The organism is Streptomyces sp. NPDC001816, assembly GCF_042892235.1.
Taxonomy (GTDB): domain Bacteria; phylum Actinomycetota; class Actinomycetes; order Streptomycetales; family Streptomycetaceae; genus Streptomyces.
The window spans coordinates 258,379-277,532 of sequence record NZ_JBIATY010000003.1 but is presented as its reverse complement, the minus strand read 5'-3'; the positions used below and the strand labels follow the sequence as shown (position 1 = coordinate 277,532).

Annotated in this window: 21 protein-coding genes and 3 pseudogenes; 11 read left to right on the top strand and 13 right to left on the bottom strand. The window is 69.2% G+C overall.

Annotation, left to right across the window (positions count from 1 at the left end):
- The first annotated feature begins 169 nt into the window (after window positions 1-169).
- The 5 genes from ACFYZZ_RS12310 to ACFYZZ_RS12290 are packed head-to-tail and all read left to right on the top strand — an operon-like array spanning window position 170 to window position 3,947.
- Window positions 170-385: a hypothetical protein gene (locus ACFYZZ_RS12310; protein ID WP_386571959.1), complete on the top strand. Its 216-nt coding sequence runs from the start codon at window positions 170-172 to the stop codon at window positions 383-385.
- A gap of 22 nt (window positions 386-407) precedes the next feature.
- The gene (gene recO / locus ACFYZZ_RS12305) at window positions 408-1,154 is read left to right on the top strand and encodes a DNA repair protein RecO (protein ID WP_386571960.1); all 747 of its coding nucleotides are present in this window, start codon (window positions 408-410) and stop codon (window positions 1,152-1,154) included.
- Between the two features lie 20 nt (window positions 1,155-1,174).
- Window positions 1,175-2,023: an isoprenyl transferase gene (locus ACFYZZ_RS12300; protein ID WP_389175724.1), complete on the top strand. Its 849-nt coding sequence runs from the start codon at window positions 1,175-1,177 to the stop codon at window positions 2,021-2,023.
- A gap of 40 nt (window positions 2,024-2,063) precedes the next feature.
- Complete coding sequence (locus ACFYZZ_RS12295) at window positions 2,064-3,389, top strand: histidine-type phosphatase (RefSeq protein ID WP_389174361.1); 1,326 nt, start codon at window positions 2,064-2,066, stop codon at window positions 3,387-3,389.
- 24 nt (window positions 3,390-3,413) lie between these two features.
- On the top strand, window positions 3,414-3,947 hold the full coding sequence (locus ACFYZZ_RS12290; RefSeq protein ID WP_145883227.1) for a YcxB family protein: 534 nt from the start codon (window positions 3,414-3,416) through the stop codon (window positions 3,945-3,947).
- A 3-nt stretch (window positions 3,948-3,950) separates the two neighbouring features.
- Here the strand turns inward: ACFYZZ_RS12290 and ACFYZZ_RS12285 are convergent, their stop codons facing one another.
- The 4 genes from ACFYZZ_RS12285 to ACFYZZ_RS12270 are packed head-to-tail and all read right to left on the bottom strand — an operon-like array spanning window position 3,951 to window position 7,074.
- Window positions 3,951-4,367 (bottom strand): Fur family transcriptional regulator, encoded by a 417-nt coding sequence (locus ACFYZZ_RS12285; RefSeq protein ID WP_389174358.1) that lies wholly within the window; start codon window positions 4,365-4,367, stop codon window positions 3,951-3,953.
- 60 nt (window positions 4,368-4,427) lie between these two features.
- Window positions 4,428-5,330: a metal ABC transporter permease gene (locus ACFYZZ_RS12280; RefSeq protein ID WP_389174355.1), complete on the bottom strand. Its 903-nt coding sequence runs from the start codon at window positions 5,328-5,330 to the stop codon at window positions 4,428-4,430.
- The gene (locus ACFYZZ_RS12275) at window positions 5,330-6,097 is read right to left on the bottom strand and encodes a metal ABC transporter ATP-binding protein (protein ID WP_389174353.1); all 768 of its coding nucleotides are present in this window, start codon (window positions 6,095-6,097) and stop codon (window positions 5,330-5,332) included. Before ACFYZZ_RS12275 ends, ACFYZZ_RS12280 begins: the two co-directional genes overlap by 1 nt.
- Window positions 6,098-6,117: 20 nt before the next feature.
- Window positions 6,118-7,074, bottom strand: coding sequence for a metal ABC transporter substrate-binding protein (locus ACFYZZ_RS12270; protein ID WP_389174350.1), 957 nt, complete (start codon window positions 7,072-7,074; stop codon window positions 6,118-6,120).
- Between the two features lie 160 nt (window positions 7,075-7,234).
- Between ACFYZZ_RS12270 and ACFYZZ_RS12265 the strand changes: the two genes are divergently transcribed.
- Window positions 7,235-8,617: a glycine--tRNA ligase gene (locus ACFYZZ_RS12265; RefSeq protein WP_389174348.1), complete on the top strand. Its 1,383-nt coding sequence runs from the start codon at window positions 7,235-7,237 to the stop codon at window positions 8,615-8,617.
- 58 nt (window positions 8,618-8,675) lie between these two features.
- On the opposite strand, the gene ACFYZZ_RS12260 is transcribed toward ACFYZZ_RS12265, so the two are convergent.
- Window positions 8,676-9,788 carry an endonuclease/exonuclease/phosphatase family protein gene (locus ACFYZZ_RS12260; protein WP_389174345.1) on the bottom strand — a complete coding sequence of 371 codons (1,113 nt, stop codon included), beginning with the start codon at window positions 9,786-9,788 and terminating at the stop codon, window positions 8,676-8,678.
- Window positions 9,789-9,981: 193 nt separating this feature from the next.
- Here ACFYZZ_RS12260 and ACFYZZ_RS12255 point away from each other — a divergent pair, with 193 nt between their 5' ends.
- A complete protein-coding gene (locus tag ACFYZZ_RS12255) occupies window positions 9,982-10,593 on the top strand; it encodes a LysE family translocator (RefSeq protein ID WP_389174342.1) in 612 nt (203 codons plus the stop codon).
- Between the two features lie 37 nt (window positions 10,594-10,630).
- On the opposite strand, the pseudogene ACFYZZ_RS12250 reads toward ACFYZZ_RS12255, so the two are convergent.
- Window positions 10,631-10,858: pseudogene (locus tag ACFYZZ_RS12250) on the bottom strand (chitinase); the annotation flags it as partial.
- Between the two features lie 701 nt (window positions 10,859-11,559).
- Window positions 11,560-11,958 carry a hypothetical protein gene (locus tag ACFYZZ_RS12245; protein ID WP_389174339.1) on the bottom strand — a complete coding sequence of 133 codons (399 nt, stop codon included), beginning with the start codon at window positions 11,956-11,958 and terminating at the stop codon, window positions 11,560-11,562.
- A gap of 484 nt (window positions 11,959-12,442) precedes the next feature.
- On the opposite strand from ACFYZZ_RS12245, the gene ACFYZZ_RS12240 reads away from it, so the two are divergent.
- Window positions 12,443-12,796, top strand: a complete 354-nt coding sequence (locus tag ACFYZZ_RS12240; RefSeq protein WP_389174336.1) for a hypothetical protein — start codon at window positions 12,443-12,445, stop codon at window positions 12,794-12,796.
- Window positions 12,797-12,857: 61 nt separating this feature from the next.
- On the opposite strand, the gene ACFYZZ_RS12235 is transcribed toward ACFYZZ_RS12240, so the two are convergent.
- Window positions 12,858-13,496 (bottom strand): hypothetical protein, encoded by a 639-nt coding sequence (locus tag ACFYZZ_RS12235; protein ID WP_389174333.1) that lies wholly within the window; start codon window positions 13,494-13,496, stop codon window positions 12,858-12,860.
- A 164-nt stretch (window positions 13,497-13,660) separates the two neighbouring features.
- On the bottom strand, window positions 13,661-13,858 hold the full coding sequence (locus ACFYZZ_RS12230; RefSeq protein ID WP_389175722.1) for a DUF397 domain-containing protein: 198 nt from the start codon (window positions 13,856-13,858) through the stop codon (window positions 13,661-13,663).
- 50 nt (window positions 13,859-13,908) lie between these two features.
- Here ACFYZZ_RS12230 and ACFYZZ_RS12225 point away from each other — a divergent pair.
- A pseudogene (locus tag ACFYZZ_RS12225) lies at window positions 13,909-14,004 on the top strand (LysE family translocator); the annotation flags it as partial.
- Between the two features lie 37 nt (window positions 14,005-14,041).
- On the opposite strand, the gene ACFYZZ_RS12220 reads toward ACFYZZ_RS12225, so the two are convergent.
- Complete coding sequence (locus ACFYZZ_RS12220) at window positions 14,042-15,094, bottom strand: chitinase (RefSeq protein ID WP_389174330.1); 1,053 nt, start codon at window positions 15,092-15,094, stop codon at window positions 14,042-14,044.
- Window positions 15,095-15,314: 220 nt separating this feature from the next.
- On the opposite strand from ACFYZZ_RS12220, the gene ACFYZZ_RS12215 reads away from it, so the two are divergent.
- Window positions 15,315-16,325: an aldo/keto reductase gene (locus ACFYZZ_RS12215; RefSeq protein ID WP_389174327.1), complete on the top strand. Its 1,011-nt coding sequence runs from the start codon at window positions 15,315-15,317 to the stop codon at window positions 16,323-16,325.
- Window positions 16,326-16,350: 25 nt separating this feature from the next.
- Window positions 16,351-16,950 carry a TetR family transcriptional regulator gene (locus ACFYZZ_RS12210; RefSeq protein WP_389174324.1) on the top strand — a complete coding sequence of 200 codons (600 nt, stop codon included), beginning with the start codon at window positions 16,351-16,353 and terminating at the stop codon, window positions 16,948-16,950.
- 50 nt (window positions 16,951-17,000) lie between these two features.
- On the opposite strand, the pseudogene ACFYZZ_RS12205 reads toward ACFYZZ_RS12210, so the two are convergent.
- The 3 genes and pseudogenes from ACFYZZ_RS12205 to ACFYZZ_RS12195 all read right to left on the bottom strand — a co-directional run.
- Window positions 17,001-17,219: pseudogene (locus ACFYZZ_RS12205) on the bottom strand (serine hydrolase); the annotation flags it as partial.
- 81 nt (window positions 17,220-17,300) lie between these two features.
- A complete protein-coding gene (locus ACFYZZ_RS12200; protein WP_386571974.1) occupies window positions 17,301-17,525 on the bottom strand; it encodes a hypothetical protein in 225 nt (74 codons plus the stop codon).
- Between the two features lie 113 nt (window positions 17,526-17,638).
- Window positions 17,639-19,066, bottom strand: a complete 1,428-nt coding sequence (locus ACFYZZ_RS12195; protein WP_389174320.1) for an MFS transporter — start codon at window positions 19,064-19,066, stop codon at window positions 17,639-17,641.
- Window positions 19,067-19,154: the final 88 nt, after the last annotated feature.

Genomic DNA, 19,154 nt, shown 5'->3' with positions numbered 1-19,154 from the left:
AATGACAGGGTGAAATGCCCTCGGCAGGGGGTGAGTTGACGCAGCTCACCGGGCAGCGCCAAGCGCGCTGCACAGGGCAGACTCCGGCCGAGTGTAGGCACGCTGGGCCACCAGTGGCATGCGAAGCGTGAAATTGCCGGGGGCAGGGGAGCCACCGGAGGTGGACGCGATGAAACTCCCCGTCGGCTCCTGTGCCGTCGACACCCGTACCGGACGCCTCGGCATCGTCATGGGGCACGAAGGGCCGTACGTCCAGCTGCGACCGTACGGCGGCGGGCGGGAGTGGGACGCGAGACCGGAGGCCGTCCGCCAGGCCACCCAGGCCGAGCGACTGAGCGCGGCGACGGCCCACGCCAATGCGCGCAGCCGGGGCGAGGTGCCTTGAAGAGAGCGGGCAGAATGGAGCCATGAGTCTGTTCCGGGACGACGGCATCGTCCTGCGCACCCAGAAGCTCGGAGAAGCGGACCGCATCATCACGCTGCTCACGCGCGGTCACGGGCGGGTGCGTGCCGTGGCGCGCGGGGTGCGGCGGACCAAGTCGAAGTTCGGGGCCAGGCTGGAGCCGTTCTCCCACGTCGACGTGCAGTTCTTCGCACGGGGCAGTGAGCTGGTCGGGCGCGGGCTGCCGCTGTGCACGCAGAGCGAGACCATCGCTCCGTACGGTGGCGGGATCGTGACCGACTACGCGCGCTACACCGCCGGCACGGCCATGCTGGAGACCGCCGAGCGGTTCACGGACCACGAGGGCGAGCCGGCCGTGCAGCAGTACCTGCTGCTGGTGGGCGCCCTGCGCACCCTCGCCCGGGGCGAGCACGCCCCGAACCTCGTCCTCGACGCCTTCCTGCTGCGCTCGCTGGCCGTCAACGGCTACGCGCCCAGCTTCGGCGACTGCGCCAAGTGCGGAATGCCCGGTCCGAACCGCTTCTTCTCGGTGGCCTCCGGCGGCTCCGTCTGCGTCGACTGCCGGGTGCCCGGCAGCGTCGTACCCTCGCCGCAGACCCTGGTACTCCTCGGCGCGCTGCTTACGGGAGACTGGGAGACGGCGGACGCGTGCGAGGCGCGCTACGTCCGGGAGGGCAGCGGGCTGGTGTCCGCCTACCTGCACTGGCATCTGGAGCGCGGACTGCGCTCCCTCCGCTACGTGGAACAGTGAGCAAGGGAGACGAGAAGCACATGGTCGTACGCGGGATCCTGGGCCGCCAGCGCCGCGAGTACAAGTCGCCGGAGCCGCACCCGTCCGGTGCCCGCGCGCCGAAGCTCCCGGGCGAGCTGGTGCCGAACCATGTGGCGATCGTCATGGACGGCAACGGCCGCTGGGCCAAGGAGCGCGGGCTGCCCCGCACCGAGGGCCACAAGGTCGGCGCCGAGCGGGTGCTCGACGTGCTGCAGGGCTCCATCGAGATCGGCGTCCGCAACATCTCCCTGTACGCCTTCTCCACCGAGAACTGGAAGCGCTCGCCCGACGAGGTCCGCTTCCTGATGAACTTCAACCGCGACTTCATCCGCAAGACCCGCGACCAGCTCGACGAGCTGGGCATCCGGGTGCGCTGGGTGGGCCGTATGCCCAAGCTGTGGAAGTCGGTCGCCAAGGAGCTGCAGGTCGCCCAGGAGCAGACCAAGGGCAACGACCTGCTCACGCTCTACTTCTGCATGAACTACGGTGGCCGTGCCGAGATCGCCGACGCCGCGCAGGCGCTCGCCGAGGACGTGAAGGCGGGCCGCCTCGACCCCTCCAAGGTCAACGAGAAGACCCTCCAGAAGTACCTGTACTACCCGGACATGCCGGACGTGGACCTGTTCCTGCGCCCCAGCGGCGAGCAGCGCACCTCCAACTACCTGCTCTGGCAGAGCGCGTACGCCGAGATGGTCTTCCAGGACGTCCTGTGGCCCGACTTCGACCGCCGTGACCTGTGGCGGGCCTGCATGGAGTTCGCCTCCCGCGACCGCCGCTTCGGCGGAGCCGTCCCGAACGAGGAACTCCTCGCCATGGAAGCCGCGATGAAGGGTGACGCCACCTCCTAGCCATCGGCGGTTCACGCGGGCCGCCGAGGATGCGGGACTCATGAGACGTCTCACGCCTGTCCTCGCCCTCGGCGCCCTGCTGCTCACCGCGCTGCCGGCCCACGCGTCCGACGGTCCCGCGCACCGGGACTCCTACGGCACCAAGGCGCCCTACACGCCCGAGCAGAACCCGCGCACCTACCAGCGGACCCCCGCCGGCTACACCCCCGTCTTCACCGAGAACGTCTCCCGGCACGGCTCCCGTTCCGCCACCGACAGCGAGGACGGCGACCTGATCCTCGCCCTGTGGGACAAGGCGCAGGAGCAGGGACAACTCACCCGCAAGGGCGAGGAGTTCGGGCCGACGGTACGGGCCCTGCTCGACGCCATGTCGAAGGTCGGCTACGGCAACCTCAGCGGACGCGGCAAGCAGGAGATGAAGGACACGGCCGCGCGCCTGCAGCAGCGGCTGCCCTCCCTGTTCGGGAAGATCGCCGCGGACGGCGAGAAGATCGACGTGGTCAGCTCCGGCCAGGGCCGGGCCGTCGACAGCGGCACCGCCTTCACGGGCGCGCTCGCCGAGGCCGACCCGGCGCTGGGGCCGCTGATCGGGCCCACCCGCACCGACAAGGACCTGCTGTACTTCCACAAGGCGCCGGGCGGCGCGGCCTACCGCGACTACATCGCGCACGACCGGCGCCTCGCGGACACCCTGAAGTCGATCACCGACCAGCCCCGGACGCACGAGGCCGCCCGCAGCGTCCTGCGCAGGATCTTCAAGGACGACTTCGTCGACCAGATCGCCGACCAGGTCACGGCCGCCCAGGCCGTCTACAACCTGTACGCCATCGCGCCCGCGATGAGCGAGGAGAGCCCCGACGGGCAGGGCTGGGGCATGGAGCGGTACATCTCCCGCTCGGACGCGGCCTGGTTCGGGTACCTCGGTGACGCCGAGGACTTCTACGAGAAGGGTCCCGGCTTCGCCGACAGCGACATCACCTACAAGATGGCCGGCGTCCTGCTGGACGACTTCTTCAAGCAGGTGGAGGCCAAGCGGGACGGCACCAGCGACCTCGGCGCCGAACTGCGCTTCACCCACGCCGAGGAGATCATCCCGCTGGCCGCGCTGATGGGCCTGCCCGGCAGCACCGAGCCGGCGACGCCCGGGGAGCCGTACACCTACGCCGACAACCCCTGGCGGGGTGCCTCCGTGTCCCCGCTGGGCGCCAACATCCAGTGGGACGTCTTCCAGAGCGGCGACGACTACCTGGTCCGCATGCTCTACAACGAGAAGGAGACGGCCTTCAAGGCGGGCTGCCGCCCGATCGCCGAGGGCAGCAAGTTCTACGACCTGGACGAGCTGGAGCGCTGCTTCGGGCGTGGCTGAAAGCTGCCTGTACGATCCCGCCTCATGGTCATGGACATGGGGCGGGACGCCGAACAGGGCGTGGTCGAGCTGGCGTACCAGCCGGTCGCGGGGGATTTCGCGGGGGCACTGCGGGAGCGCAAGCGGTTCAACCGGGTGGGGCGGATCCGGAAGTCGGCCCTGGTCGTGCTGGCCGTCACCTGGGTGCTGAACGTCGCGCTCGCGCTCCCCGACGGCGACCCCGACTGGTTCCTGCTGATCTACCTGCCTCTGGCCGTGGGGCTGCTGCTCCTCATACCTCGGTTGCAGGCCCGCCAGCTCATGAAGGTCGTCGCCCGCAACGGGGTGCACCGCGTGACCGTCACGGACGCCGGGCTGACGATGACCACCGACAACAGCACGACGTCGGTCAACTGGGCCGCCCAGCCGTGCTACCGCGAGACCAAGGACGCCTTCTTCACCTTCAGCGACGACAAGAACGCCACCTGCTTCACCGTGCTGCCCAAGCGCGGCCTGCGGAACCCCGCCGACGCGGACAGGCTGCGGGAGATACTCGACCGCAACCTGACTCGGGCCTGAGCGTCAGTTCCCGGCGGAGGCGCAGTCCGCGCACGTACCGAAGATCTCCACGGTGTGCGCCACGTTGACGTAGCCGTGTTCCGCCGCGATGGCCTCGGCCCACTTCTCCACCGCGGGGCCCTCGACCTCGACCGCCTTGCCGCAGCCGCGGCAGACGAGGTGGTGGTGGTGTTCGCCGGAGGAGCAGCGGCGGTAGACGGACTCGCCGTCGGAGGTGCGCAGGACGTCGACCTCACCGGCGTCGGCGAGGGACTGCAGGGTGCGGTAGACCGTCGTCAGGCCGACCGAATCGCCCTTGTGCTTGAGCATGTCGTGCAGTTCCTGCGCGCTGCGGAACTCGTCGACCTCGTCGAGGGCCGCCGCCACGGCTGCGCGCTGCCGGGTGGAGCGGCCCTTCACGGGCGGTCCAGCGGTCGTCACCGTCGTCTCCTCACGTCTCGCGTCTGCCCGGGCCATTGTGCCAGCCCGGGCTGTGCGCGGTCAGACGCCGACCTCGTCGCCCGCCCCTCGCGTGGCCGGAATCGAGCACTCCGCGGGGTCGCCCGCGGGCTGTGCCGCGGCGGCCGCGCGGGCGCGTCGGCGGGCCAGTGGGGTGGCCAGGGCGGTGAGGACGACGAACGCCCCGATGGTCAGCAGGACGATCGTCGCACCGGGCGGAACGTCCTGGTAGAACGAGGTGACCGTGCCGCCGATCGACACGGTGACACCGATGGCGACGGCGATCGCGAAGGTCGCGGCGAAGCTGCGGGTGAGCTGCTGCGCGGCGGCGACCGGTACGACCATGAGCGCGGAGACCAGGATCAGGCCGACCACCCGCATGGCGACGGTCACCGTGACCGCCGCCGTGACGGCGGTGAGCAGGTTCAGGGCGCGCACCGGCAGCCCGGTGACCCGCGCGAACTCCTCGTCCTGACTGACCGCGAACAGCTGGCGGCGCAGTCCGAGGGTCACGGCGACCACGAACGCGGCGAGGATCATGATCGCGGTCACGTCCGAGGGGGCGACCGTCGACAGCGAGCCGAACAGGTACGACATCAGGTTGGCGGTGGAGCCGCCGGGAGCGATGTTCACGAACATCACGCCGCCGGCCATGCCGCCGTAGAACAGCATCGCGAGCGCGATGTCGCCGCGGGTCCTGCCGTACCAGCGGATCAGTTCCATCAGCACCGAGCCGAGCACGGAGACGGCCGTGGCCATCCACACCGGCGACTGGTTCAGCAGGAAGCCGAGGCCGACGCCGGTCATCGCCACGTGCCCGATGCCGTCGCCCATCAGGGGCTGGCGGCGCTGGACGAGGTAGATGCCGATCGCGGGCGCGGTGATGCCGACCAGGACGGCGGCGATGAGCGCCCGCTGCATGAAGGCGTAGTCGAGGAGGTCCATCAGCTCAGCAGTCCCGTGCGGAGAGGTTCGGTGCCCGCGGGTGCGTGCGGGTGTACGTGGTCGTGGCCGGGCAGCGCGTGCTGGCCGACCGCCTGCGGGGGCGGGCCGTCGTGCAGCACACAGCCGTCGCGCAGGACGACCGCCCGGTCGATCAGGGGCTCCAGCGGGCCCAGTTCGTGCAGGACCAGCAGGACCGTCGTACCGGCCGCGACCTGCTCGCGGAGCGTGTGGGCGAGCACCTCCTGGCTGGCCAGGTCGACGCCCGCCATCGGCTCGTCCATGATCAGCAACTGGGGCTCGGCGACCAGGGCCCGGGCGATCAGTACCCGCTGGTGCTGGCCGCCGGAGAGCGCGGTCACCGAGTCCCTGGCCCGGTCCGCCATGCCGACCAGCTCCAGGGCGCGCTGTACGGCCGCCCGGTCCGCCTTGCGGAAGAAGCCGAAGCGGGTGCGGGCCAGGCGGCCCGAGGAGACGATCTCGGCCACCGTGGCCGGGACGCCGCCCGCGGCCGTGGTGCGCTGCGGTACGTACCCCACGCGCGCCCAGTCCCTGAAACTCCGACGCGGGGTGCCGAACAGCTCGATCGTGCCGCCGCTGACCGGCACCTGGCCGATGACGCTGCGCACCGCCGTGGACTTGCCGGAACCGTTCGCGCCGAGCAGCGCGACGACCTCGCCGCGGCGCACGGTGAGATCGATGCCGCGCAGGACCGGGCGCGAGCCGAGTTCCGCGCTCACGCCGCGCATGGCGATGACGGGCTCGCCCATGGTGGTCTCCTCCGTGCCGGTCACTTGGCGCCCAGGGCCTGCTGGAGGGCCTTGAGGTTGGCCTCCTGGACCGCGAAGTAGTCGGTGCCCCGGGACTTCTTCGTGATGCCCTCGATCGGGTCGAGGACGTCCGTCCTCAGGCCCGCGTCACCCGCGACGGTCTTCGCGGTCTTGTCGCTGACGAGCGTCTCGTAGAAGACGGTGGTGACGCCGTCGGCCTTGGCCATCGTCTCCAGGTCCTTCACGCGCGCGGCGCTGGGCTCCGACTCGGGGTCGAGGCCGCTGATGGCCTCCTCGGTGAGGCCGTAGCGCTCGGCGAGGTAGCCGAAGGCGGCGTGCGTGGTGATGAAGACCTTCGTCTTGGTGTGCGCGAGGCTCTGCTTGAACGCGAAGTTCAGGGCGTCCAGCTTCCCGACCAGGTTCGCGGTGTTCTTCTGGTAGTCGGCCGCGTGCTTCGGGTCGGCCTTGGCGAAGGCGTTGCCGACACCCTCGGCGACCTGGGCGTAGCGCACCGGGTCGAGCCAGATGTGCGGGTCCTTGCCGCCGGACTCCTCGCCCTCGTGCGTGTCGTGCGCGGCCGCGTGGCCGCCGACCTCGTTGCCGTGCTCCTCCAGCGTGGTCAGCGAGGCCGCGTCGATCTTCGTCCGCACCGGGGACTGGGCCACCGCGTCGTCGACGGAGGGCTGGAGGTTCTTCAGGTACAGGACCGCGTCGGACTCCCCGAGCCCGGCGATCTGCTGCGGGCTGATCTCCAGGTCGTGCGGCTCCTGGCCGGGGGAGGTCAGCGTGGTGACGTGGACGTGGCTGCCGCCGATCTGCTCGGCGAGGAAGGCCATCGGATAGAACGACGCGACGACGTCGAACTTGCTCGTGTTGCCCGCGGCGCTCGCGCCGGAGCAGGCGGAGAGGGTGGCGAGGCCCAGGGCGGTGACCGCGGTCGTCGCCACCGCGGGTATGAGCTGTCGTCGTACGTTCATGACAGTCATTTTCAACAAACATGGAAACCGTTGTCAACAAGGCTGGTGAGGGGCCCAAGGAGGGGGCCGATTTGGTCGTGGGGGAGCCTGCGCCGGTAACCTGAATCATTCGCTGGAAGCATCTCGCTTCAACGCCCGTCGTCGTAATGAAGAGAGCACCGTGGCCGCCGACAAGATCGACACCATCGTCAGCCTGAGCAAGCGCCGTGGCTTCGTTTTCCCCTGCAGTGAGATCTACGGCGGACAGCGTGCCGCCTGGGACTACGGACCGCTGGGTGTCGAGCTCAAGGAGAACATCAAGCGCCAGTGGTGGCGCTACATGGTGACGTCGCGCGAGGACGTCGTCGGTATCGACTCGTCCGTCATCCTGGCCCCCGAGGTCTGGCAGGCCTCCGGCCACGTCGCCACCTTCACGGACCCGCTGACCGAGTGCACCTCGTGTCACAAGCGGTTCCGCGCCGACCACCTGGAAGAGGCCTACGAGGAGAAGAAGGGCCACGCCCCGGCGAACGGCCTGGCCGACATCAACTGCCCGAACTGCGGCAACAAGGGCCAGTTCACCGAGCCCAAGCAGTTCTCGGGTCTCCTCTCCACCCACCTCGGCCCGACCCAGGACTCCGGCTCCGTCGCCTACCTGCGCCCCGAGACCGCCCAGGGCATCTTCACCAACTTCGGCCAGGTGCAGACCACCTCGCGCAAGAAGCCCCCGTTCGGCATCGCCCAGATGGGCAAGTCCTTCCGCAACGAGATCACGCCCGGCAACTTCATCTTCCGCACCCGCGAGTTCGAGCAGATGGAGATGGAGTTCTTCGTCAAGCCCGGCGAGGACGAGACGTGGCAGGAATACTGGATGGAGCAGCGCTGGAACTGGTACACCGGCCTGGGTCTCCGTGAGGAGAACATGCGCTGGTACGAGCACCCGCAGGAGAAGCTCTCCCACTACTCCAAGCGCACCGCCGACATCGAGTACCGCTTCCAGTTCGGCGGCAGCGAGTGGGGCGAGCTGGAGGGTGTCGCCAACCGCACCGACTACGACCTCACCGCGCACTCCAAGGCCTCCGGCCAGGACCTCTTCTACTTCGACCAGGAGGCCGGCGAGCGCTGGACTCCGTACGTCATCGAGCCCGCGGCCGGTGTCGGCCGCACCATGCTGGCCTTCCTCCTCGACGCCTACGTCGAGGACGAGGCGCCCAACGCCAAGGGCAAGATGGAGAAGCGCACGGTGCTGCGCCTGGACCACCGCCTGGCCCCGGTGAAGGTCGCGGTGCTCCCACTGTCCCGCAACCCCGAGCTGTCCCCGAAGGCCAAGGGTCTCGCCCAGGCGCTGCGCCAGCACTGGAACATCGAGTTCGACGACGCCGGCGCCATCGGCCGCCGCTACCGCCGCCAGGACGAGATCGGTACGCCGTACTGCGTCACCGTCGACTTCGACACGCTCGAGGACAACGCGGTGACGGTCCGCGAGCGCGACACGATGAAGCAGGAGCGTGTCTCGCTGGAGCAGATCGAGGGCTACCTCGCCAGCCGCCTGCTGGGCTGCTGACCCAACAGCTCCTCCCGGTGCCGGACCCCTGTCCACAGGGGCCCGGCACCCCTGTGTTTCACAGGTCCAGGTCCACGAACAGCGCCGCGTGGTCGGAGGCCGCGTTGCCCTTCGACGTGACGGTGTCGAAGGACTTGATGCCCTCCGCGAACAGGCCGCGGGTCTCCAGCCCGACGTGCTGCACCTCGGGCCACAGCGGCGGCGGGAGCAGCAGGTAGTCGAGCTTGTCGCGCTCGCTCTTGCAGTCCCCGTGGGTGCCGGGCAGCCCACGATAGACGTGGTGCGTCATCACGTCCCGCAGATCGGTCTCCCCCAGCTCCACGGCCGGTGCACTGTTCGGGGCGTCATTGAGGTCCCCGGCGACCACGACGTGCGGGGTACGCTCCAGCGCTGCGCGATAGATCTCCACGACCCGCCTCGCCTGCGCCAACCGCAGCTCCGGGTCGTCATGGGACTTGCTCTTGAGGTGATTGCCGAGGATCACGAGCGGCGTGCCGTCGAGCTGGATCTCGAACTCGGGGCAGTCACGGCTGAAGAGGCGCTGGTCGGGACGTTCCGGGTTCGTGTCGAAGACGTGGGTCCGGACGGACGTGATCGGATGCCGGCTGAGGATCCCGACGTCGATGCCACGGGGGTCGTTGCCGTCGATCAGCAGGTTGTAGGGGTACGGCCGCCTGCCAAGCGCCCCCTCCAGCACCTGCGTGTTGAAACGCTCCAGGGCGAGCCGGTCCTCGACCTCCACGGTGAGCAGGATGTCGGCGTCGACCTCCGACACCACCCGGCCGGTGTTGCGCACCGCGTCCAGGTCCAGGTCGTCCTGCCCCAGCTCGGCCCAACCGGCCCATGCGGCACGCCCCTTGGCGGTGACCTCGACCGTGGCGTTCTTCCCCGACCCGGACGTCTTGAACAACCCCGAGCCCTTGCCCGGGCGAGACTGGTTGATGAAGATCAGCGGCGGGTTCTGCGGGTCGATGCCGAACGCCCGGTACTTCGTGATGAGCCGGGCGATCTCCCCCTTGTCGGCGTCCTGATAGACCGGCAGGTCGAGGAGAGTGACCAACTTGGCGAAGTCGCCGAGGACGTCCTCGCGTTCGGCCGGGTTCGAGAGGCGGAAGGCCGTGGGCCGGCGGAAGAGGTTCTCCATGTTGAAGGTGGCGATACGGATGCTCATCGCGGGCCTCCCCGGCGGCGCATGAGCACCGCACGGCCGACGGCAGGCGCCGCCTGAGAGACTGCGCGCCGGCACTCCCATTCTCCGAGCCCCGCCGAACCGTGTCCAACGGAGCCGGTCCTTCGAATTGGTCCTCCATGAAGGCCCGGGATTGGCCCTGTCCGGGGATCACCCGGGTCACCAGGGTGGCCTCATGAGCCTTGCCTTTCTGCTGACCACCCTGGTGGTCGTCGCCACCCCCGGTACCGGCGTCGTCTACACCCTCGCCGCCGCCCTGTCCCATGGCCGCCGGGCGAGCGTGGTCGCCGCGTTCGCCTGTGCGCTCGGGATCGTGCCACACGTCCTCGCCACCGTCACCGGGCTCGCTGCGCTGCTGAACACGAGCGCGGCCGCCTTCCAGATCCTCAAGTACGCCGGTGTGGCCTATCTGCTGTACATGGCGTGGGCGACGCTGCGGGACAAGGAGGCGATCGTCGTCGAACGGGACAGCGGGCCCCGGTCGGCGGCGCAGGTGATCGTCCGGGGCGTGCTGATCAATCTGCTCAACCCCAAGCTGACGATCTTCTTCTTCGCCTTCCTGCCCCAGTTCGTCAGCCCCGACGAGCCGCACGCGCTCCCGCGCATGCTGGGCCTGAGCGGCGTCTTCATGCTGCTGACCTTCGTCGTCTTCGCCCTGTACGGGGTGCTGGCCGCCTCCGTGCGCCGTCACGTCACGTCCCGGCCCAGGGCCATGGCCTGGCTGCGACGGAGCTTCGCCGGGTCCTTCCTCGCACTCGGCGCCAAACTCGCCCTCACCGCCCGCTGAAAGACGGCTGCCCGGAGCTGATGGCGCAGCAGGGTCGTCAACGGCCCTGAAGCGCCTTCACGTTGTCGCCGAAGGTCCAGTTCTTCGAGCCGTCCCAGTTGACCGACCAGGTCATCAGGCCCTTGAGCGAACTGCCGTAGTGCTTCCAGGCCTGGGAGACCAGGGACGGTGACATGTAGCCGCCGCCCGCCCCCGACTGCGCGGGCAGCCCCGGGACCTGCTTGTCGTACGGCACCCTGACGGTCGTGCCCTGCACCACCAGGCCCTAACGTCCATACGAACCACCGGCTATCCGAACTTTCCCTTGGAGTAGCTGACGGAGGAGTCAGCCTGCAGGAAGTTCCGCGACGCACTGGCCTGGTATCGCGAACTGGTCAGGAGCCGCAGTCTGGCCCCTTCCAAGCCCTCGTCCTGTAGGGTCGTCTGCGCGCCCCTGGTCTCTCCCTGGCCATGCTGGCCGACCTCCTCCGGGGCGAAGAGCCCAAGGCGCCAGCCCTCTTCGACGAGTTGCTGGAGGAATTGGAGCTGCTCTTCCACCCGCCGGCTGACCACCGTTCCTGCCCCAAGCCACATGAAGACACGGCCAATACGGACCACCTCCGGCAATGCCCAACGCCCTGTACCGTCAACCGCATGGACGCACAGTTATTGGACCGGGTCGGGGAAGCGGTGTTGGAGTGGGCTGTCGAATGGGGGGAGCAGGAACCACGCAACGTCCGGATGGTTGTCACAACACATGAAGCGGCAACCCAATGGCTTCACGGTCCTCAGACTTGGTCCAGGCCAGATCGGGTCTACTTCGCCATAGTTCAAGGAACGTTCCAACAGCGCGGTAGGTCAGGCGAGTGGGCGGCTTTGTTCGTCGATCCGATTACCTTCCGGGTCGTGACATTCACCGTCCGCCCATTGGAAGCGGTCCCGAACCGACCACTCGGACAACTCGGGATCGTCCATCGATTGTGACGTCTACGGGCACCCTCCCTTCGCACCGATGCGAAGGATCATTGCCATCTTGAGATCGTGGTCCGTGATCTTCCGCGCGGAGCCCGGCGGGATGCACTTCTTCTCACCCGACTTGTCGAGATTGGCGTACAGCCACACGCGTCGGTGGCACTGGGTGGTGTTGATCAGGTCGATGGGCCAGCTTGGATTCCGATAGTCGTGCGAGGTGTCCAGCTCACACGGATACGCCCCATTGAGGTACCACTTCTTGTCGAACCGATCCCAATAGTAGGTGTGAGCAGATAAGTCGCCGGAGCGGGGTGCAGGCGACTCGGTGGCATGGGCGACAGTGGAACCGCCAAGGATGGCACCGAGAGCGGCGATCATGGCGAACGTGCGTAATCTGGCGCTGCGGATTGACATGAACCGAACGTTAATCATCCAGCTGCTGTGCCGAAACACCAGTTTCAGCCGACATATGCGTCACAGAGGTCACGCTGCCGGAGCGCCGCGACGATAAACCCGCGGACCCTCACGAACCGCCCCTTTGAGCTGCCTGCAACATCACATGGGCTTCATGAGCCCCTCCCGTCAAAGGAGGTGAGGGCGGTCTGCGGGCCCCGCTCATGTGTCATCACAGAAAGCACTACGAGGGGTACGACCTGTTCGGCCTGCCGCTCGTCCGCGATCAGCGGCACGAGGGGTCGTACCGTCAGGGAGTGCTTGCCGGGGAAGCAAGGCCGGCAGCAGGGGCAGGGAAGTGACCGTCCAGTAGGGGCGCTACGGGCGTTCGTACTACTGGATGTGCTGAAGAGTTTTCCGCTGGTGCGGCCGGTCCCAGATGTCGGCTTATCCCAAAAACGACGAACACCTCACCCCCGGCTGATGGCTCGGCGACCATGTCTCCATGGACGAACGCACTCTTGCCGAGAGTACGAGGCAGTTCGCGCTCTGCCTGTCCGAGCTCCAGTCGCGCCTCGACCCCGACTCGTACGCACTGCTCCTGCGCATCCTCAAGGCGACGAACGACGCGATCGTCACCCACTCCGACGGCATTGACGTCCTCTTCTCCGAGCACGACCAGGAACTTCTCGCCCCCGAGTTCACCGATTCGCTGCGCCGACTGCTCAGCTGTCTCGGGCCACTCGGCATGAACCTGATCACGGACATCGATCTCCCGCAGCAACCCAGTCCGAGCCAGCGGGAGCAGGACAGGCGGGAGATCGACGGGATCGCGAGAGTCAGCGGAATGGGGCCGTAGCGACAGACAGCCACCGCGGTTGGCGAGGGGTGTCCACTGCGCGCATGCATGGTCTTGGACGTCACCTACGCAGCTGCACCGGCGCCACCTGGGGCGGCATTGCCGGCTCGTCCAGACTGTTCAGAGGCGTGCCTGACGGGTATCGGGCGCAGTCGGCGGTGCGCGCGGCGACCTCGAGGCGGTTGGCGGGGTATGCCTCGATCCAGACGCCGTCGTCGCTGTCCGAGGGCTTCAAGGCCAGCCAGAGCCGGATTCGGGAGTTCTCGTAGCCGGTGACTTCCCAGCCCCGCCGTGTCAGTTGCTTGCGCGCCCGCTGCAGCGCGGAGACCGCCTGAGCGCGTGAGACGCCTTTCAGCGCCCATTCGTCGCTGACGTTGACCACACCCGGAGGAATCGGCGGGGAATCGCTCAGCTGCTCGGACAGGTGGCTCAGCCCGCTGTAGGAGCAGCCGTAGCCGTCGGCTTCCATGCCGCGTCCGGGCCGGTCTGTGTCCAGCTCCGCGTTCGGTAGGTCGAGGGCGTCATACACGGCCTGTGTGTAACCGTCCAACCGCGTGGCTGTGGTGGCCGGGTCCGCGACGGGATACGGCTCCCCGTTCCAGAGCCGTACGAAGCCCACCGTCCCGGCCACGGCCAGCCCCATCGCCGAGGCGGCGACGATCTTCCGGCGCCATCCACGGCGGCTGTGTTCCTGTGTCATGCGCAGCATCGTGCTGCGCGCGCCCCGAGGGCGGCATGAGTAGGTGTACTCATCCGCTCGTGTGGCTCATCTCAGGGTGGCACGCACGGCGTTGGGGCCCCTGGCTCAGTCATGGGCCAGCCAGGGGCCACTTCCTTCGGTTGGAGCTGAGCCGAACGCGTCGTCTACCGTTCGTATTGCCCGTTCCGGATTCCCTGAACGAACGACGAGAACGAGCCCGGAGCGAGGAGAAGTGCCGACCCCTCCGGGTACTTGCTGTCGCGGACAGCGACGCCGACATGCGCCCTGCCCCTCAGGTCAGCTATCTCGACGCAGTTGTTCCCGGCGCCGTCGGAGTACGACGACTTCGACTTCGGTGCCAGCTGTGAGTACGAGTGTCTCTTGGGTCTTCGGGTCGGTGACGAAGACCGTCGTCACGTCCCGGCCCAGGGTCATGGCCTGGCTGCGACGGAGCTTCGCCGGGTCCTTCCTCGCACTCGGCGCCAAACTCGCCCTCACCGCCCGCTGAAAGAGGGCTGGCTGGAGCTGATGGCGCAGCACGGTTGTCAGCGGCCCTGAAGCGCCTTCACGTTGTCGCCGAAGGTCCAGTTCTTCGAGCCGTCCCAGTTGACCGACCAGGTCATCAGGCCCTTGAGCGAACTGCCGTAGTGCTTCCAGGCCTGGGAGACCAGGGACGGTGACATGTAGCCGCCGCCCGCGCCCGACTGCGCGGGCAGCCCCGGCACCTGCTTGTCGTACGGCACCTTGACGGTCGTGCCCTGCACCACCAGGCCCTTGTCGAGGCAGTCGGTCTGGGCGGTGAAGCCCGCGACGGTGCCCGCCGAGTAGGAGTCGCCCGAGCAGCCGTACATGCTGCCGTTGTAGTACTGCATGTTCAGCCACCACAGCCGGCCGTTGTCCGCGTATTTCTTGATGACCGGCAGGTACGCGCCCCAGATCGAGCCGTAGGTGATGCTGCCGCCGGTGACATAGGCGGTCTCCGGGGCCATCGTCAGGCCGAAGTTGGACGGCATCCGGGCGAGAACGCCGTCGATGATGCGGATCAGGTTGGCCTGGGACGTGGACGGCTGGGCGATGTTCCCGCTGCCGACCAGGCCGGTCTCGATGTCGATGTCGATGCCGTCGAAGTTGTACTTCTTCAGGATCGGGACGATGGTCGCCACGAACCGGTCGGCGACCGCGCTGGAGGAGAGGTCGATGCCGGCCGCCGCGCCGCCGATCGACAGCAGGATGGTCTGGCCGGACGCCTTGGCCGCGCACATCTCGGCGGGCGTGGCCACCTTCACGCCGCTGTCCATGCCGTCCTCCCACAGGGCCGTACCGTCCGAACGGATCACCGGGAAGGCCGCGTTGACGACGTTGTAGCCGTGTGCGGGGATGCGGGAGTCGGTGATGGGGGTCCAACCGAAGGGCGGGTGGACGCCGCCTGCCGAGCCGTCCCAGTTCTCCCAGTAGCCCTGGAGCACCTTTCCGGCCGGGCGGGACTTCACGGCGCAGGTGTCGGCGGCCGAGGCCGTGGGGGCGGCGGCGATCGCGAGGGGGGCGAGGACGGCCGTGGTGAGCGCTGCGGTGAGCAGCCTGAGTGTGCGGCGGAGCATGCGGATCCTCCCGGTGGGGGTGCGGTGAGGTGTCGTAGGCATGTCAGTGCGTCGTGCGTGGGGATGCGCTGTCCATGACAGTGCATGTGGTCCAGACCTCTCGTCAATAGGTCTGGACCAACCCGGGGTCAACCGGCGATCCGGGGAGGGCTGGCGAGGGCTGACAAGTATGGACTGACAGATATTGAAATCTGTCACCTGTCATGGCAAGGTGGAGGGCATGACGATGCGAACCCGAACCCTCGGAACCACCGGCCCCCAGGTCTCCGCCCTCGGCCTCGGCTGCATGGGCATGTCCGCGCTGTACGGCGACGCCGACCGCGCGGAGTCCGTCGCGACCATCCACGCCGCCCTGGAGGCCGGCGTGACACTGCTGGACACCGGCGACTTCTACGGCATGGGCCACAACGAGATGCTGATCGGCGAGGCCCTGCGCTCCGCGCCCGCCGCCCGGCGCGAGCAGGCTCTGGTCAGCGTGAAGTTCGGCGCCCTGCGCGGCCCCGACGGCGACTGGACCGGCTACGACGGCCGCCCCGCCGCGGTGAAGAACTTCGCCGCCTACTCCCTGCAGCGCCTCGGCGTCGACCACATCGACGTCTACCGGATCGCCCGGCTCGACCCGGACGTGCCGATCGAGGAGACCGTCGGCGCGATCGCCGAACTGATCGAGCAGGGATACGTCCGACACGTCGGCCTGAGCGAGGTCGGCGCCGAGACCGTCCGGCGGGCCGCCGCCACCGCGCCGATCGTGGACCTGCAGATCGAGTACTCCCTCATCTCCCGCGGGATCGAGGCGTCGATCCTGCCGGTCACCCGTGAGCTGGGCATCTCCGTCACCGCGTACGGAGTCCTCTCCCGCGGCCTGATCTCCGGCCACTTCCCCCGCGACCGGCAGCTGGCGGCGAACGACTTCCGTGCCTACTCGCCCCGCTTCCAGGGCGACAACCTCCAGCACAACCTGAACCTGGTCGACGCGCTCCGCAAGATCGCCGAGCAGAAGGGCGTGACGGTCGCACAGATCGCCATCGCCTGGGTGCTCTCCCGCGGCGAGGACATCGTGCCACTGATCGGCGCCCGCACCCGCGAGCGGCTGAGCGAGTCGCTGGGCGCGCTGGACGTGACCCTGGACGAGGCCGACCTGACGGCGATCGAGCAGGCCGTACCGGCGGACGCCGCGGCCGGCGACCGCTACCCGGCCGCCGCCATGGCCCACCTCGACAGCGAGCGCTGACGGTGGCGCCCGGTACGGTCTAGGCATGGCACCGCCCACCGAGACCCTGACCGCCGAGCGCATCCTCGCAGCGACCGAGGAGGTGCTGCGCCGGCACGGCCCGGCCAAGGCCACCGTGGTCGACGTGGCCCGCGCGCTCGGCGTCAGCCACGGCAGCGTCTACCGGCACTTCCGTACCAAGGCGGCGCTGCGCGAGGCGGTGACCAAGCGGTGGCTGGACCGGACTTCGCAGAAGCTCGCCGGCATCGTCTCCGGGGACGGCACTCCCGAGGACCGGCTGCGGGCCTGGCTCGCGGCCCTGTTCGAGGCCAAGCGGCACAAGGCGGGCGACGACCCGGAGCTGTTCGCCACCTACACGGCGCTGACCGACGAGGTCGGCCTGTCGGTCGGTGAGCACATCGCCGACCTGACCGCACAGCTGGCCCGGATCATCGAGGCGGGTGCCGCATCGGGTGCCTTCACCGCCCCCGACCCGGCCGCTACGGCCCGCGCCGTCTTCCAGGCCACGGGCCGCTTCCACGACCCCTGCCACGCACGCGAGTGGCAGCAGCCCGGCGTCCAGGAGGAGTTCGAGGCGGTCGTGGATCTGCTGGTGCGGGGGCTGAGGGCCGACGTCACGCCGTGACCCGCCAGAAGTCCCGCATCAGCGGTGTCGGTGTCGGGTCGGCCATGCCCACCTGGGTCAGCCAGCATCAGCACCGCCGCCGCGGTCACCGGCTTGGTGATCGAGGCGATCCGGAAGAGGGAGTCCCGGGCCATCGGGGCCGAACCGCCGACGTCGGCGTGGCCGACGGTCACCACCTCGACCTCGTCCCCGCGGGCGACCAGGGCCACCGCGCCGGGCACGGTCCCGTCGTCCATGTACCGGCGCAGGGTGTCGTGCAGTGCGGTCATGGCTCTCGGTCCTCCGGTCAGTCGTCGCAGTCGTACGTACGACTCCTGCCGCCGCCGGAAGTCATCGCCCGTGCCCGGCCGTCAGCGGGACGGCTGCCCGCTGCCCGCCGGGTCCACCGTCGCCTGATGGGCCTCGGCCAGATGTTCCTCCGCCTTCAGCCAGGGCAGGAACTGGGCGCTCTTGCGCCAGCCGCAGGTGTCGCATCTGATCGTGCGCTGCACGCCCGTGCGCTGCACCCGGACCACGTGCTCCCGGCCGTGCTGGTCCCAGCGGCTGACCTTGCTCGTGCTGTTGTCCTGCGGCATGACGCCTCCCCGCGTCCGGCACACCTCGACCACACCTCGACGGCAGGAGTGTGCAGCAGGACCAACATCGACAGGGAGAGGTTCACGGCGAGTTGGCCAAGCCGTGTCCCGGCTCAGCCGACCGTGCGGGGCAGCCGCAGGCTGAGCAGGCCGGTCAGGACGATCCCGGCCAGTTGCACCAGCAGGGTGATGACCAGCGCGTCCCGCATGCCCTGGTGCGGTACGAGGGTGAGGAAGAGGGTGCCGAGGGTGGCCACGCCCAGGGCGAGCGCGGACTGCTGGGTGGTCACCATCACACCACTGCCGACGCCCGCCCGGGCCGGCGGCATCTCGGACATCACGATCCGCATCAGGTTGGGGAGTTGGAGCGCCTGCCCGGCCCCGGCGACGGCCACGCCCGGCAGTAGCGAGCCGAGGTCGAGGTGCGGCCAGTCCCGCCAGGCGGCCAGGACGATCAGCAGCACGCCCATGCCCTGTACGACGGAGCCGGCGGTGACCACCCGGGTGCCGAACCGGGCGATGAGGCGCGGCCCGGCGAGCGAGACGAACAGGAACACCACGGCCATCGGCGCGAGCGCGAGCCCGGCCTGCACCGGCCCGAGCCCGGCCCCCTGTTGCAGCGCCAGCGCGATGACGAACATGAACCCGCTGAACCCGATCGAGAACGGCAGCATCAGCACCAGCCCCCGCCGCAGCGACGCATGCGCGAACAGGCTCGGCGGCACCAGTGGGGTCCGCCCCTGCCGGTCCGCCCGCCGTTCCACCGCGTAGAACGCGGCCGCGGCGAGCGGGAACGTGGCCAGCGACAGCCATGTCCACAGTGGCCAGCCCGCCGCCCGTCCCTCGGTGAGCGGAGCCAGCAGCGTCAGCAGGGACACCGCGAGCAGGACGGTGCCGGGGCCGTCGACGGGCTCCGGGCGCTGTGACCGGGTCTCCGGTACGAACCGCACGGCCAGCACCAGCCCCAGCAGCACCACCGGCACGTTGACGAGGAAGATCGACCGCCATCCGCTCCCGGCGATGTCGGCGGCGACCAGCACGCCACCGAGGATCTGCCCCGCCACCATCGACAGCCCGGCGGTGGCGCCGTACAGACTCATGGCCCTGGCCCGTCGGCCGCCGCTCGTGGCGGCCTGGATGGTGGCGAGCACTTGCGGCAGCATGGCGGCCGCCGAAGCGCCCTGCGCGACCCGCGCCGCGACCAGGGTCCAGGCACCCGGGGCCAGCCCGCACGCCAGCGAGGTCAGCCCGAAGGCGGCCATGCCGCCGAGGAACAGCCGTCGCCGCCCGAACAGGTCCCCGAGCCGCCCGCCGAGCACGAGCAGCACGGCGTAGGCGACCCCGTACCCGGCCACGACCAGTTCGAGCACGGACTCGCCCGCGGCGAGATCGGCGCCGATGGTGGGCAGGGCGACATTGACGATGAAGAAGTCGACCAGCGGCAGCGCCGCGGCCAGCAGAACGGTGAACAGCCCCGGCCCGCTCAGCACGGGGGATTCCGCCCGGGTACGGACGGCGGGAGTCGTGACGGTCTCTGTCATGCCTCCGAGCCTGGCGCGCGCCCCTAGACTGGTACCAGAGTCTTCTTGTCCTGGTACAAGAACCACCTGGAAACAGTTTCCGCGCGGC